The sequence below is a fragment of the Streptomyces sp. NPDC026062 genome (assembly GCF_055568375.1).
Map to the genome: position 1 here is coordinate 93,777 of NZ_JBVHOQ010000005.1, position 13,752 is coordinate 107,528.

At 70.5% G+C, this 13,752-nt stretch carries 14 protein-coding genes and 1 pseudogene; 7 read left to right on the forward strand and 8 right to left on the reverse strand.

What is annotated here, in order from left to right; genetic code table 11:
• Positions 1-79: 79 nt before the first annotated feature.
• Complete coding sequence (locus ACZ4LX_RS06140) at positions 80-1,297, forward strand: PucR family transcriptional regulator (RefSeq protein WP_467639110.1); 1,218 nt, start codon at positions 80-82, stop codon at positions 1,295-1,297.
• Between the two features lie 222 nt (positions 1,298-1,519).
• Here ACZ4LX_RS06140 and ACZ4LX_RS06145 read toward each other — a convergent pair whose 3' ends face one another.
• Positions 1,520-2,377, reverse strand: coding sequence for a DUF4232 domain-containing protein (locus ACZ4LX_RS06145; RefSeq protein WP_467721105.1), 858 nt, complete (start codon positions 2,375-2,377; stop codon positions 1,520-1,522).
• Between the two features lie 69 nt (positions 2,378-2,446).
• Between ACZ4LX_RS06145 and ACZ4LX_RS06150 the strand changes: the two genes are divergently transcribed.
• Entirely contained in the window at positions 2,447-2,707 is a 261-nt protein-coding gene (locus tag ACZ4LX_RS06150) for a hypothetical protein (RefSeq protein WP_467721107.1), read from the forward strand.
• Between the two features lie 277 nt (positions 2,708-2,984).
• On the opposite strand, the pseudogene ACZ4LX_RS06155 reads toward ACZ4LX_RS06150, so the two are convergent.
• A pseudogene (locus ACZ4LX_RS06155) lies at positions 2,985-3,707 on the reverse strand (MFS transporter); the annotation flags it as partial.
• Positions 3,708-4,023: 316 nt separating this feature from the next.
• On the opposite strand from ACZ4LX_RS06155, the gene ACZ4LX_RS06160 reads away from it, so the two are divergent.
• Positions 4,024-4,731: a DUF2470 domain-containing protein gene (locus ACZ4LX_RS06160; RefSeq protein ID WP_467639104.1), complete on the forward strand. Its 708-nt coding sequence runs from the start codon at positions 4,024-4,026 to the stop codon at positions 4,729-4,731.
• 94 nt (positions 4,732-4,825) lie between these two features.
• Here ACZ4LX_RS06160 and ACZ4LX_RS06165 read toward each other — a convergent pair whose 3' ends face one another.
• Together ACZ4LX_RS06165 and ACZ4LX_RS06170 are read right to left on the reverse strand one after the other, a co-directional pair.
• Complete coding sequence (locus ACZ4LX_RS06165) at positions 4,826-5,731, reverse strand: serine hydrolase (RefSeq protein WP_467639263.1); 906 nt, start codon at positions 5,729-5,731, stop codon at positions 4,826-4,828.
• A gap of 5 nt (positions 5,732-5,736) precedes the next feature.
• Complete coding sequence (locus tag ACZ4LX_RS06170; RefSeq protein WP_467639101.1) at positions 5,737-6,627, reverse strand: LysR family transcriptional regulator; 891 nt, start codon at positions 6,625-6,627, stop codon at positions 5,737-5,739.
• A gap of 201 nt (positions 6,628-6,828) precedes the next feature.
• On the opposite strand from ACZ4LX_RS06170, the gene ACZ4LX_RS06175 reads away from it, so the two are divergent.
• Entirely contained in the window at positions 6,829-8,481 is a 1,653-nt protein-coding gene (locus tag ACZ4LX_RS06175) for a penicillin-binding transpeptidase domain-containing protein (protein ID WP_467639098.1), read from the forward strand.
• A gap of 321 nt (positions 8,482-8,802) precedes the next feature.
• Here ACZ4LX_RS06175 and ACZ4LX_RS06180 read toward each other — a convergent pair whose 3' ends face one another.
• The gene (locus tag ACZ4LX_RS06180; RefSeq protein WP_467639096.1) at positions 8,803-10,008 is read right to left on the reverse strand and encodes an alkene reductase; all 1,206 of its coding nucleotides are present in this window, start codon (positions 10,006-10,008) and stop codon (positions 8,803-8,805) included.
• A 52-nt stretch (positions 10,009-10,060) separates the two neighbouring features.
• Between ACZ4LX_RS06180 and ACZ4LX_RS06185 the strand changes: the two genes are divergently transcribed.
• Entirely contained in the window at positions 10,061-10,438 is a 378-nt protein-coding gene (locus tag ACZ4LX_RS06185) for a MerR family transcriptional regulator (RefSeq protein WP_467639092.1), read from the forward strand.
• A gap of 96 nt (positions 10,439-10,534) precedes the next feature.
• Here ACZ4LX_RS06185 and ACZ4LX_RS06190 read toward each other — a convergent pair whose 3' ends face one another.
• Complete coding sequence (locus ACZ4LX_RS06190; RefSeq protein ID WP_467639261.1) at positions 10,535-10,876, reverse strand: DUF5713 family protein; 342 nt, start codon at positions 10,874-10,876, stop codon at positions 10,535-10,537.
• A gap of 299 nt (positions 10,877-11,175) precedes the next feature.
• Positions 11,176-11,745 carry an ArsR/SmtB family transcription factor gene (locus tag ACZ4LX_RS06195; protein WP_467639089.1) on the reverse strand — a complete coding sequence of 190 codons (570 nt, stop codon included), beginning with the start codon at positions 11,743-11,745 and terminating at the stop codon, positions 11,176-11,178.
• Positions 11,746-11,852: 107 nt separating this feature from the next.
• Between ACZ4LX_RS06195 and def the strand changes: the two genes are divergently transcribed.
• On the forward strand, positions 11,853-12,512 hold the full coding sequence (def, locus tag ACZ4LX_RS06200) for a peptide deformylase (protein WP_467639086.1): 660 nt from the start codon (positions 11,853-11,855) through the stop codon (positions 12,510-12,512).
• Positions 12,513-12,827: 315 nt separating this feature from the next.
• Here def and ACZ4LX_RS06205 read toward each other — a convergent pair whose 3' ends face one another.
• Entirely contained in the window at positions 12,828-13,142 is a 315-nt protein-coding gene (locus ACZ4LX_RS06205) for an NIPSNAP family protein (RefSeq protein ID WP_467639083.1), read from the reverse strand.
• 365 nt (positions 13,143-13,507) lie between these two features.
• Here ACZ4LX_RS06205 and ACZ4LX_RS06210 point away from each other — a divergent pair, with 365 nt between their 5' ends.
• Positions 13,508-13,696 carry a DUF6381 family protein gene (locus ACZ4LX_RS06210; RefSeq protein ID WP_467639080.1) on the forward strand — a complete coding sequence of 63 codons (189 nt, stop codon included), beginning with the start codon at positions 13,508-13,510 and terminating at the stop codon, positions 13,694-13,696.
• The last annotated feature ends 56 nt before the right edge of the window (positions 13,697-13,752 follow it).

The window sequence follows — 13,752 nt, forward strand, 5'->3', positions numbered from 1 at the left end:
GCGGACGACCTCGGATCCGGCAGCCGCGTTGTGCGACCGCACTGCCGCGGTCCAGGGAGTGAACCGTATGCTGATCGGCATGCCAGAGCAGCATGCCGATGGCGGCCTGATCGTTCCTCCGCTGTTGTCCGTATGCGCCGCGGAGCTGGTGGACCGGGTCGATGCCCTCGCTGACGATCTGTTCCGTGCGATCACCGCCGAGATCGCCCCCTACACGCGGTTGAGCGAGGAGGTCCTGGCCGACGTGCGCGACTTCAACCAGCGCAATCTGCACGAGCAGTTGACGTGCATGGCCGCCCACCGGCCGATGCGCACGGATTCCACCCGGCAGTGCGTGCGCCGCCGGGCCACGCAGGGCGTTCCGCTCGATGCGGTCCTGCATGCCTTCCGCATCGGCTACCGCTTGCTGGCCCATGCCCTGATCGAGCGCGCCACGGAACAGCCCGGCACGACCATGGACGACATCGCCCGTGCCTCCATGGCGATCTGGTCGCTGCTGGATGCCGCGTCCCAGACGGTCAACGACGTCTACCGCGAGACCCTGGTCGGTCTGGCACGGGCCGACGAGTCGCAGCGGCTGTTGCTGCTCGACGCGCTCCTCACCGGCAAGACGGCCGACTGGGCGAGACTCGGCGGCACCGCCGCCTCCCTCGGTCTGCCCGAGCAGGGGCCGTACATCTGTGTCGTGGCCGAGCACAGCGATGTCACCACGATGGAACAGGCCCTGCTGCGCAGCGGGCTGCGCTCGGCCTGGCGCCCCCGTCCCGACGGTCTGGCGGGCATCGTCGCACTGCCCGATCCGGCGTTCACCTCCGGTTCCGTCCGTGTTCCGGGACCTGCGCTGGTCCTGGAGGCGGTCGCCGCGGCCGTCACGGGGCGCGCGGGCCTGAGCCCCGCGTACACGTGGCTGCGGGAGAGCGCCGACGCTCTTCGCCTTGCCACACTGGCCCGTGCCTCTCTGCCTTCCGGGACGCACAGGGCGGTCACGCTCGATCACGACCCGGCAGCGGTGCTGGTCGCGGCCGGCCACGACCTGGCGCTGCGGCTGGGCATCGCCCTCCTCGATCCGGTCCTGGCCGCCCCGGACCGCAAGGACCTCATGGAGACGCTCACGGCGTGGCTGGACTCCGAAACCGGCTCCACGACCGAGATCGCGGAGACCCTCTACTGTCACCGCAACACCGTCCGCAACCGGCTCGACCGCGTCTCCCGCCTGACCGGGCGCTCGCTGCTCCGGCCCGCGGATGTCGCCGCCCTCTACGCGGGAGTGCGGGCTCTCAAGCTCCGCACACGCTGATCCCCGCCCGCCCGCTCCATCGGCGTCGGAACGCTCGTGCCCCTGAACGCTCGTACGCCAGGACGCTCGTGCGCCGGAACTCTCGCGCGCCGGCACGCGTCCGTTCCCGGACACGTGCCGCGGCGCGGATGAGTTCGGCGCAACCGGGCCCGGGTGCGGAAGAACCCGGACCCGGGACGGGGTGCAGGCGACAAAGCGGGCCCAGATGTCCCGGACGCCCTGTCAGCCCTCCACGGCCGTGGTCGTGAAGCGGTTGCCGCAGATGTGGAGCTGGGAGGTACGCAGCGTCAGGGCGTCCTTGGAGCCAGGCGGATAGACCCGCAGGTAGTCGGGCCTGCGCCAGCAGCCGGAGTCCGTGATGCCCTGGTTGAGGGTATGCAGGGTCACCTCTGCGGTCTTTCCAGGACCGATCACCTTCTGCGCCCGCATGGCACCCTCGCGCTCGGCGGGCACGCCGATCGCGCTGCCGTCCCGCCTGATCAGTGAGACGCCGGGGAAGCCACGCAGAGCGCACGCGGTCGTGGACTTGTTCGCGAACGTGAGCCGGTAGTAGATCTGTCCCGCGCCCGCGTCGGCACGGCCCAGGCTCATGGTCAGGCCGTCGGCCGTACAGCGCCGGGTGGCCGATCCGGCCTCGGCACGTGTGCTGCCGGCGGGATCCGGGGCGGTGGTTTCCTCGGGGGCGACGGTAGCCGGGGCAGACGGGGAGGGCGCCTCGCCGGACGGGGTTTCGGTGCCCGGTGGAAGGGTTCCGGGCCCGGAGCCCGTGGCCCCGGGGGGTCCGGCCGAGTCCGAGTTGCCGCCGCAGCCGGCTGCGAGAAGGGTGAACGCCGCGATCGCGACTGGGAGAAGGGCATGCCGGCGGAGCATGCGAGCGCTCCGGGCTGTCCTCCCGCCCTGCGGCCGGCTCAATCGACCGGACAGTGGTGGAGTCGTGCGCGAGAGTGAACTCATACCTCGCACCTGCTCGTTTTCACGCCGCTTGAACCTGCCCGCGGCGTACCGGCCATGGCGGAGGGACCAAAGGCGCAAGCATGCGGCGACAGCTGCCATCGAGGAGTCCTCTCCGCGTGAATCCATCACCCGGGCGGGTGACTTGGCCGTCCTGGACTACCGCCCGGGGCAGGGCAGCGGCTATCCCTTTCCTTCGTGATCAAGAACCTGAACCGTGCTGCCTCGGCAGTCGCGTCGGCCGTGCTGTCTCTCGCCCTGACCGGCCCGGCGCACGCCGAGGACAGCTCCTTCACGTCGCAGGCGGACCCTTGCGCGTCCGTCGCCCCGCCCACCGGACACGTCTGCGTCCCCGCGCCCAAACAGTGCTTCACGACGCCGTGCCCGCAGTACGGCATCCTGCCGCTCCCCCGGCCCGCCCGGCCCGGTCCGGCGGCCTTGTGGCGCACAGCCCCGTGAGCCGGTTCACCCGCGTCGTCGAGGCCTGCTCCTACGGCATCCGAAGCGGCCTCGACCCGGTCTGACATCGGCCGCCATCTGGCGGTCCGGGAAACGTCCGGCTGTCCGGCCCGCTCCCCCAGCGCTGTGGCAACGCCCCTGCCGCCCGGCGCGGTGCGGGCTGCCCGGGCGGGCGGGATCCGGTACGTCGCGGCACACGGCGGGTCCGGTACGTCGCGTCCGATGGCGGTCCGGTACGTGGTGGGCATACGGCCGGTCCGGTACGCCGCGGCACACAGTGCACCGCGATGATCAGCGTGAACATGCTGATCGTGGTGGTGCCCGCGCCGGCCGTGAGGACGGTGCGCCGACGCAACTGCCGGACGGCGAACTGCACTCCGGTGGCGGTGAGGAACATGGCGAACGCCATCCCGCCGATCACGATCCGGCTGGTCGAGCCGAACAGCCCCGAGAAGAGGGAGGGGCCGAGTGAAAGCACGAACGAGGTGGCGGCGAGTCCGGGCGCGAACACGGCGATGCCCTGGACGAGTTGCCGGCCGCTGCCCCTCGGCACGGCGGGCAGGCGCACCCAGGCCCCGTTCGTGGGCGGTGCGGGGCGCCGGACCGGCATGCGCAGCACGGCGAGGACCGCCGTGACGAGCAGCGAAGCCTCAACGGCGAAGACGGTGACGGTCGGCGCGGGCAGGGTCTCCGAGATCACCCCGGCCGGCAACGGACCGAGACCGGCGCCGAAGACCATCGCGCACGAGGCGAGCAGGGCGGCCACCCGCTTGCGTTAGGGACCGGCCACGTCAGTCACCGCGGCCATACCGGCCGAGACCACGGCGCCAGCAGCGACACCGGTGAACAGCCGGGCCACGATCAGTGCGGGCACGCCCGCGGCGGTCGCGAAGATCAGGCACGCGAGCAGGGCGAGCACCAGGGCGGGCGGCAGTACCGGCTTGCGGCCCAACCGGTCGGAGACCACGCCGGAGACGAGGAGTGGGCCGATGAGACCGACCGGGCCTCCTCGACCTGGTCGCAGCCTGGACCCCGTCGGCCTGACGACGGACGGACGACCCTCGCCGAGCGCCCCCTCGAACAGAACGGCACCGGGCACCCCCGCCTCCGGCGCCCCCCACCCATGACCGCTCCACCGGAAGCCCTTTGCGGCAGCGGGACTTCGAGGCACCCGGCGCGCGAGTCCCGCCCGCGGGCGATTCGGGCGGGCGACACCCGGTCACAGGCCTCACCCCCGGACCACCACCCCGACCAATAGGTTAGGTTAGGCATGCCTAAGTAACGGATCTCGTCATCTGCCCTTCAGGAGACCTTGGATGCGCCCTTTCAGCGCCAGCAGCACGCAGCCGACTCCCGCCGAACGCATGCGGTCGATCCTCGTCGCAGCGCACTCGATGACGGTGGTGAGTGACGGTCTCCACCCCGTCGAGGTCCACCGCCTCGACGGGACGGGCGCCATGGGCCACATCCACCTCCACGAGCCGTCCGGGACAGGCTCCGCGCATCCGGCCGCCCCCGTCCCGGTCCGGCTGGAGTTCACGGACATCGCGCCCACACCCGTACGCGACCGGCTGCGCGCCCGCGTCACGCTGACAGGCCTGCTGGCCACCCACTACGACGCCGAAGCCACGGGCAGCGTCTGCATGGAGTTCGGCCAGGCGGTTCTCGACGACGACGGCGGCCGCACATATGTCCCACTGTCCGCGCTGCAGGCCGCGACACCCGATCCGGTCAGCACGCATGAGGCGGACATGCTGACCCATCTGATGGACAGTCACGCGGAACTGGTGCCGCTGCTGCTGCGCCTCGTCCGTCCCAGGCCGGACAAGCGCATGCTGCGCGCCCTGCCCGTCGCACTGGACCGGTACGGCATCACCCTGCGCCTGGAGTACCAGCGGACACGGCGCGACGTACGGCTGCCGTTCGCCACGCCCATGACCGAGATGGACCACGCCGGCCCCCGGATCCACGCGCTGCTCGCAGCCGCCCGCCGCGCCTCCCACCCCAGCCGGCTCTCCGCCTGACCGCGCGCGGGGCCGCGTTGCGCCGCGCCCACGGCAAACCGGCGACAGCGCCTGGGCCCACACCGCGTAGACGTACCCGCGACAAGGCGGCCGCTCAGGTGTCCAGAGATCCCCGCAGTTCCTCCACAGCGGCCCGCGCCGCCGCCCCGATCACCGCGTCGGCGCGGGGCAACTTGCTGTCGGCCCGGGCGGCTTGGGTGAACACCACCGCCGTATAGATGCTTCCGTCGGCGAGTTCGACAACACCTGCCTCATGACGCATCACGCCGAAGGTGCCGGTCTTCCCGTAGACGGTGACGTCGTCGTAGGGGAACCCCGAGGCGAGCCGGTGCGTCCACGGCTGACTGCGCATGACCTCACGCATATAGGCGCAGCGCTCTTCGGAGGCGGCCCGGCCGGTCCAGATCGCGCGCAGAAGCCGGGCCATGTCCGACGCCGTGCTGGACGCCTGGAACGCGGGGTCGTACACATCCACCGGCACAACGACGTCGTTGTCACTCACCCGCGCCATCGCCGCGTCCAGCGACCGGGCACCCGTTTCGGCGACGAGCCGGCGCAACGTGCTGACGACTCCCCCGTGGATGCGGGTGTCGGGCATGTCCAGGTCCCGGCACACGGCGTCGACGGTGTCCGCGCCGACCGCCCGGAGCACAGCGGCGGCCGCGGTGTTGTCGGAGATGCTCATCATCTGTGTCACCAGGTCGCGCAGTGACATCGTGACAGGATCCTGGAGGAGGGAAACGCCGGTCGGGCCGGGAACGCGGTCTGCTGGTTCCAGGGTCAGCCGACGGCACGGATCGATCAGCCCCGAGTCCGCGAGCCGGCAGAAAGCGGCCATGAGCGGCACCTTGTAGACCGAGCCCATCGGCAGTTGTTCGTCGGGGTCGATGACCACCAGGGCCGAAGGGCGGTGCAGTTCCGCCACGTGGAGCCAGCCGCGGACACCCGCGTCGTCGAACATGCCCCGGATGGTGCGCTCGACACCGGTGCCGCGCCGCATCGCCTTCACAGCGCCGCCTCCTTCCCGGCCAGTGCGTCCTCCAGCAGTTGCGCCGTCTTCGCCGTCTCCTTCGCTCCCGGACGTCGCGGGTTCCACGCCACCCGAAGCCGCAGGGGCAGCGGGGGCTCCGTCGTCGCGCGGCGCACGACTCCGGAGGCTGTCAGCGCGTCGTCCGCCGTGACCAGCACTGCCTGACCCGACGCGACCATGGCGAGGCCGGCGCGCTCATCGGCGACCACCACGGTCTCCACCCGGCGGCCGCGGCCGGCCAGGGCGTCAATGAACAGGTCATGTGCCGCCGGGGCCTCGGCGCGCGGGCGCACGGCCACGGGAAGCCCCAAGGGCAGTGCCTCACCGGCCTGTCGGAGGCCGGCCGGGACAAGTACCCAGGTCGGCAGAAGGATCACGCGGCCTGCGGCCAGACCGTGCAGCACCGACGGGTGCCGGATGACCGCCACGTCGAGGCGCCCGGCCTCGACGTCGCCGAGCAGCGTGGCCGTCGACGCCGTCACCATGCCGGTCCTGGTCCGCTCGCCCGCCCGGACCGGCGCGGCTGCCACCTCGGCCGCGAGCGACGCCGGCACCTCCGGGGTCAGCCCGAGCCGCAGCCGGCGGCCGTCCGCGTGTTCGCGGGCACCGGTCTCCCTGAGTTCCGCGAGCGCCGCCAGAGCCCGGCGGGCGTGCGGAAGCAGCAGCGCCCCCTCTTCAGTGAGGAACACTCCTCGCTCCCGGTCGAACAGGCGGACCCCGAGCAGGCCCTCCAGCCTGCGCAGGCCTTGTGACAGCGGTGGCTGGGTGATGCCCACCCGCTGGGCAGCCGTGCCGAAGTGTTCCTCCTCCGCCAGCGCGACAAAGATTTCCAGATGCCGTTCGGTCAGCAATGTGCCCCCTGACATGCAGTGATATGACTTATGAATCTCCTCGATGCCGAAAGCGTATTCGACATGCGGTCGGGCAGCGGGTTTGACTCCCGGCGGGGGTTGCCCGTGGGGGCTTCGGCAGGGCCGGAGACACCCTGCCCGCACGGCCGCGCCCCCTTGGACGCCGGAGGCCGTCTCCGGCAGGCCGATCGGGCCGGACCCAGAACGGAGAGCACCTTGACGCGTGCCGGCAGCCGGAACACTCCCCCGGGACACGGGCCGCGACGCCGCGGAGGGCGGCTGCTCGGCATCTTCGCGGCCCTGCTCCTGCTGGCCGGAGGCGGGTACCTCGCCTCCGGCCTCCTGGGCGGCGACGCGGAGGAGGACGATCCGCAGGTGACAGCCGCCCGGAAACCCTTGACCGCCTTCCTCGCGGCGTGGGGGGAGCACGACGCGAAAGGGGCCGCGCGCCATACCGACACACCCGACAACGCCGCGTCGCTCCTCACCTCGGTACTGACCAACCTCAAGCCTTCCAGGACGACCCTGGTGAGCGGCGACGGCCGGAAGGAGGCCGACGGGAAGGTACTTTTTCCCTTCTCCGTAGCCATGGAGGTTCCTGGCGCGGGCAAGGTCACGTGGCGCTCCCGGGCGGAGGTGAACCGCACGTCCGGCACATGGAAGGTCGAATTCACCTCGCCGATGATCCATCCGGAACTGAGCCCGGGGCAGACGCTCGCGCTCAAGACGGACGACACCCGGGCCAAGGTGCTCGACAGCCGGGGCCGGCCGCTTGAGGCCGCGTCACTCGTGGGCATCGTCGACCCGGTCAGCGGCAAGGGCTCATCGGGGCTCGAAGCCCGGTACGACAAGGTGCTCTCCGGTGGCAGGAAGTCCGGCAAGTCCCTCGTCGTCGCGGAGCGGCTGAGCGGGCGCGCGGTCAAGAACCTCGGTCCGGCCGCGCCCGCCGCGGGCCGTCCGGTACGTACCACGATCGACCCACGGATACAGACGGCGGCGGCCGATGCCGTGGCCGACGTCAGGAACAACGCGGCCATCGTCGCCATCGACCCGCGCAATGGCCACATCCTCGCCGCCGTCAACCGGCCCGGTGGCCTCAATCGCGCTCTCGAAGGGCGCTACCCGCCCGGTTCCACCTTCAAGGTCGTCACCGCGGCGGCTCTGCTGAAAGCCGGTACCCGGCCCACGGATGCCGCGGCCTGTCCCAAGTTCGCGCACGTCGACGGCCAGCGCTTCGAGAACCAGAACCAGTTCTCCCTCCCTGCCGGCTCGACCTTCACCGATGTCTTCGCCCAGTCCTGCAACACCTACTTCGTCAACGCCCGCAGCCGGCTCTCCGGCACCGATCTGCGGGATGCGGCCCAGGCATTCGGAATCGGGGGTGTCTGGGACGTCGGCGCCACCACGTACGACGGCAGCGTCCCTGCCACCACGAGCGACAACGACAAGGCCGCCGCGACCATCGGCCAGGCACGTGTCCAGGCGTCTCCCCTGGTCATGGCGTCGATCGCGGCCACCGTGAAGAACGGCACGTTCAGCCAGCCGGTGCTGGTGCCGGACGCGGTGAAGAAGAAGTTCACCGCGCCGGCGGAGCTCGGGGCCGAGGTGGCCGGTCAGCTCCGCGAACTGATGCGCGCGACGGTGACCTCGGGTTCCGCCCACGCGTTGCGGGGGCTGCCCGGCAGCCCCCACGCGAAGACCGGAACGGCCGAGTTCGGAAACGGGAAGCCGCCTCGCACGCACGCCTGGATGATCGGCTACCAGGGCGACTCCGACCTCGCATGGGCAGTGCTCCTGGAGGACGGCGGGTCCGGCGGCGCCGACGCGGGCCCGGTCGCGGCGCGCTTCCTGCGCAACCTGACCCGCTGATACCTGACCCGCTGAGCCGGCCGCGACGCGCGGACGGGGCGCCACCACGAGGTGCCGTGTGAGCGCGAGTTGCGCGTCGTGCTGCCCCGGGCCATCGGCCGGAGGAAGCCGGTACGTTCAACCCGCGGCCTGCCGTGTGCCTCGGCCGGCCTCACGATCGGCGCACCGGCCGGTCCGCCCGGAACAGCATGACTGCGGTGGTCAGGGCCGCCGCTCCCGCTCACGTTTCCTTCCGTTCGCGTTCCTGTTTCCGTTCCCGTGCGCGTTCCTGATCCCGTGCGGGACGCAAGGGCCGCCCGTCGGCCGTGCGGGCACTGGTGGTCAAGGACGTTGCGACGCCCCGGCCCCCGCGGCAGAGGTTCTCGGAACCGGCCCGTGGCTGACCTCCGAAGGACGAATGTCGCCGATCCGTTCCGCGCGTCCGAGCAGGGGATAGTCGTTGTATCCCTCCTCCCCGTGTACGTGCATCAGGAATTCCGGGCGGATCTCGTTGAGGGGCGCTCCTGTCCGCAGTCGCTCCACGAGGTCGGGGTTGGCGAGAAAGCCCCGTCCGAGCGCGATCAGATCGGCGCCCTCGGCCAGGAGTCGTTCCCCTCGCCTCATGCCGCCATCGGCCGCAGCCTCCTCGCGTGTCAGCGCCGGGTTGGCGATCAGCGTGCCGGGCCAGGCCTCGCGGATCGCCGAGAAGAGGGGCAGGTCCGGATCGGCCCGGACCAGATGCAGATAGACCGGGGCGATGCGGGTGAGTGCGGGCAGAAGCGCCGCGTAGATCTCCTCGGTGTCCCCCTCTTCCACACTGTTGACATCTGCTCCGGGCGAGATGCGTACGCCGACCCGCTCCGGGCCGATCGCCTCCGCCACCGCCCGGACCACTTCGACGGTGAAGCGGGTCCGGTCCGCTGCCGGGCCGCCCCACTCGTCGGTCCGGCGGTTGGTGTTCCCGGCCAGGAACTGGTGCAGCAGATGGCCGTTGGCGGAATGCACCTCCACCCCGGCGAACCCTGCGGCGACCGCGTTTCGGGCGGCTGCGGCGAAGTCGGCGACGGTAGCCCTGATATCCCTCGACGACATCTCACGGGGTGCGACGGCTTCCTGGAGCCCGCTCGGAGTCGGCAGGGCCTCGGGGAAGCGCACGACCGACGGTGCGAGCGGGGTATGGCCGCTGGTGTCGGGGTGCCCCACCCTGCCGCCGTGCTGCAGTTGCAGGAACATCGGGCTCCGGCCGGATGCCGCGCCCACCGCTTCGGTGACCCGGCGCCATCCGGCGATCTGGGCAGGACTGTGGATGCCCGGGATGTGGGGGTAGGTCTGCCCGACGGCATTCGGTGTCGTGGCCTCGGCGATGATCAGCCCGGCCGAGGCTCGTTGGGCGTAGTGGACGGCCATCAGTTCGCCCGGGACGCCGTCGGCGCCTGCCCGGTTGCGTGTGAGCGGCGCCATGACCAGGCGGCTGGCGAGTGTGAGTCCACCGAGGCGAGTGGATTCGAAGAGACGGGATACGGTGGGTGCCTGCTGGGTTCGCGTCATGCCGGTACCGTAGAACCTGACATTGATGTGAGGTTCAAGTCATGGAGTGCGCATGCGGATCGGTGAACTGGCGGCGCGCACCGGTGTCGGCGAGCGTTCGCTGCGCTACTACGAAGAACAGGGGCTGCTGGCGGCCGACCGGACACCGGGCGGTCATCGTGACTACCCCGAGCGGGCTGTCGACCGCGTCATCCGAATCCAGGAGCTCTACGCGGCCGGCCTCCACAGCTCGAAGATCGCACGGATTCTGCCGTGCATGCGCGACGAGGACGGCGGCCCGTCGCTGCGCGCCACCCCGGCACTCGTCGCCGAGCTCACCACCGAGCGGGAACGGATCGACCGCATGATCAACGATCTGCTCCGCTCCCGCGAAGTCCTGGACGAGGTCATCGACACGGCGGCAGGCCGCGCCCCTGCGGAGCAGGCGTAGACCGGGCGCGCAGGGCCCCACCCCTCGGCCCGGAGATCACCGGCCGTCCAGCGCAACGCAGTTCACCGGACCGGCCGGAGTCCACCGGACCGGAGCTCACCACTCACGGGCCGCGATGAGCTCTTCCACGTCCGCGTCCTCGAACCCATAGGTCTTGGCCACGAACCAGAAGTCCTCCGCTATCTCCTCGCGCGCGACGGTCTCGATCTCGCTTCCCGCCGCTTCGAACTCAGCCTCCAGTTCGTTGAACTCCTCCGTGGCCACCTCGGTGAGCGCGTACAGCGCCGTCAGATCCGAAGGCCGCGCGGTCTCGATCCGCTCGCACAGGTCCAGGAGGACCTTTCTGCCCTTGTCCACGACGTGATCCGGGAAGTACTCGTCCGCGTAGAGCCCCTGCAGAAACCTGTACGCCTTCACCTGCTGGTTCGCGATCGACATGATGAATCCCCACTTCTCCGACGAGCCGATGCGGCGATTCTTCACCACGCCACTGACAACGGGTTCCGCGAGCAGTCCACCGGCAGCCGGCACGGCGCGACACCGCGCGTCCGGGACGCCGAGCCGGCAGAAGCCGTCCGCCGCTCCGCCCGTGAAGTGCACGAGCGGTTCCGGCCCGGCGCATGCGACCGCACCGGCCATGGCCGCCGCGGCGGATCCCCGCATCCCTCGGCCGTGCCGGCCCGGCACGCGTAGGTGCCGGGCGCCCTCCGCTTCAGCCACCCGGACCTGCGGGCAACTCACCCGAGAAGCGGGAAGAGCCGGGCGACCACAGCCACGGCCTCCGCCCCATCGGGCCGGGCCCCGGGCCTCTCGTCCCGGTCGCGGTAGCCGGCCAGCAGGCGGCGGATCGAGACGCCGAGCTCGGACATCTCCACAGGGGTGAGGTGGACCACGGCGCTGAAGGACTCGTCGTGCTGCCACTCCCCCGGCGCCTGCTCCCGGTGGTCCAGCCAGTCCCGATAGCTCTCGTCCTCCATTTCGCGTGCCGGCGCGGCGAATTCCTCCGGCTCTCGCGTGTACGGTCCGTCCGGTTCCTCGGAACGCTCCCAGCGAAGCCTCCACGGCCGCGCCCGGCCTCCGTTGTGCGGCGCCTCCTCGATGAGGCCGTGCCGGGCGAGCTGGCGCAGATGGAACGAACACAGACCGGAACTGTGGCCGAGGCGCGCCGCGGCCTCGGTCGACGTGACTGTTCCGACCTCGGCGAGCAGATCCAGGAGGGCAACGCGCAGCGGATGGTCGGGGAGTTGTCGCCGGTTACGACGCAGAAGTGGTTCCACGCAGGGAACTTGTCGGTTCTCATCGCTCATTTTGCAAAGAGTGCTACTTTGCAAAGCATTTGGTCAAACCGCTTCGCAGGACGGTCGCGAACTGCGGTCTCGGCCGTCGGAGGATGCATGGAAGGCGTTGATGTCGTATGACGGTTCGGTTCGACAACACGGCGCGGGACCGCCGGGTGCGCGTGCTGGGAGAACCGGTGGAGTCCTTTCCGCGGATCGCGCCGGAGGCGGAACGCGGCTCGGTACGCCGCATCACCGTGGTCGGGGAGGAGATCCTGCGACGTCGGTGCCTGGAGGTCACCCGGTTCGGCACGCGGGAACTGTCACAGCTGATCGACGACATGTTCGCCACGAACCAGGTGGCGGAGGGCGCGGGGCTTGCGGCCAACCAGGTCGGCGTGGACCTGCAGTTGTTCGTGTGGGACATGACGGACGAATGGGGAGTCCGTCATGTGGGGCACATCGCCAATCCGGTCCTGGCGGAGGTTCCGGCCGGGGAGCGCCGCCTGGTCGAGGAGACCGAGGGCTGTCTGTCCGTTCCAGGTCCCTACCGAATGGTGCCCCGCCTCGACCGTGCCGTCGTGCGGGGCAGGGACAGGAAGGGCGCACCGCTGGTGATCGAGGGCCGGGGATATTTCGCGCGATGCCTTCAGCACGAGACCGACCATCTTCGCGGTCAGCTCTATCTGGACCGGCTGGGGCAGCGAGAGCGGAGGACGGCCCTGCGGGAGATGGCGGCGTCCCAGGACGAGACGTTCGCCCGACGGGCGGCTGTCGCCAGGAGGCTGGGCAAGTAACCTCATTCCTCACGGAGCCACCGCCCACCCGTACCACCGCCAGGGGCGGCGGGGAGGCAGGCTGTCGCTTCCCCGCAACCCCTGGACACGCTCAAGAGGTTGGTGCGGGCCTGCCTCCTCGTGCATGAAATGCAACCGGCGCAGACTGAGCAGCTCCGGCTCGCACGTCACGCGGAACCGGTACTTGATGGCCGCCCCGGCGTGGGCGTCGTTCTCGACGCCGAAACCGGCAAGCGGTGTGATTCCCACCCGGTTCGGCTGCTGAACGAGTACGTCCCTTTCTGCTCACAGCTGTCACCCGAGCCTTCAAGGCCCTCACTTCTCCGTCGTGTCGAGAGGACGCAGAAAGCGGCGTTCGTACCGTCGGATGCATCGCGTGCGGCGTGCCAGCTCGAATGCGGCCTGACACTCGGGGTCGGTGGTGCTGTCGGTCCGGTAGCGCTCGTACTCGGCGAAGCCGGGGAAGGAGAAGAGTGCGTAGGCGATGTCGCTGTCTCCCTCGCTGGGCAGGAAGTAGCCGTGGTGGGTACCGCCGAACCGGTTGACGAGTGCGACCCATCGCCGGCCGTACTCCTCGAAGTCCTCGATGCGGTCGGGGTCGATCTCGTACTTCAGATGAATGGTGATCACCGACGACATGATGCCCCAGCGGACGCATGCCCCGGACAGACGGATGCTGTGGATTGCGCCGCAGTTCAACGGCGAGGGCCTGGTCCGGTGCCGGCCTTCCGGCCGCGGGAATCAGGGGGGGCTTCCCAGAGCTTCTCCGGCTTCCTCATGCTTCGCTTCCCGGTCGCGTCCGGATACAGGACAGTTGGGCGGGCGGCTCGGCCTCATCCGCGGTGATGTGAGCAGGCTCGTGCGCCGGCTCTCGTCTGTCTCCACGACCGGTCCGCGCACCGCATTCCGTGGCTGCGGGTGAGCGTTCGAGATGCAGGTGTGGGAACGCGCTGATTCGCTGGTGTGGTCGGCTCCCACGAGACCCAGGAGTGATCATGAGTGTTGCGGATGAAACCGGCGGCCGTGCGGAGCGTATTCGCGCCAAGGCACAGGAAATGAAGGAGGAGGCCGAGCGTGTCTCCGATCCGCGGGAGCGCCGGCGTCTTGAGGACAAGGCCCGGCGGCTCCAGGAGCGGAGCGAGCAGGTGTCCACCAAGGGCGAAGGCGGTACGAACCCTCTCTGACCGCCCGGTCAACCGATTCTCCGGGTCCCGCACGTCACCCGGGTTTCCCGGGTCGT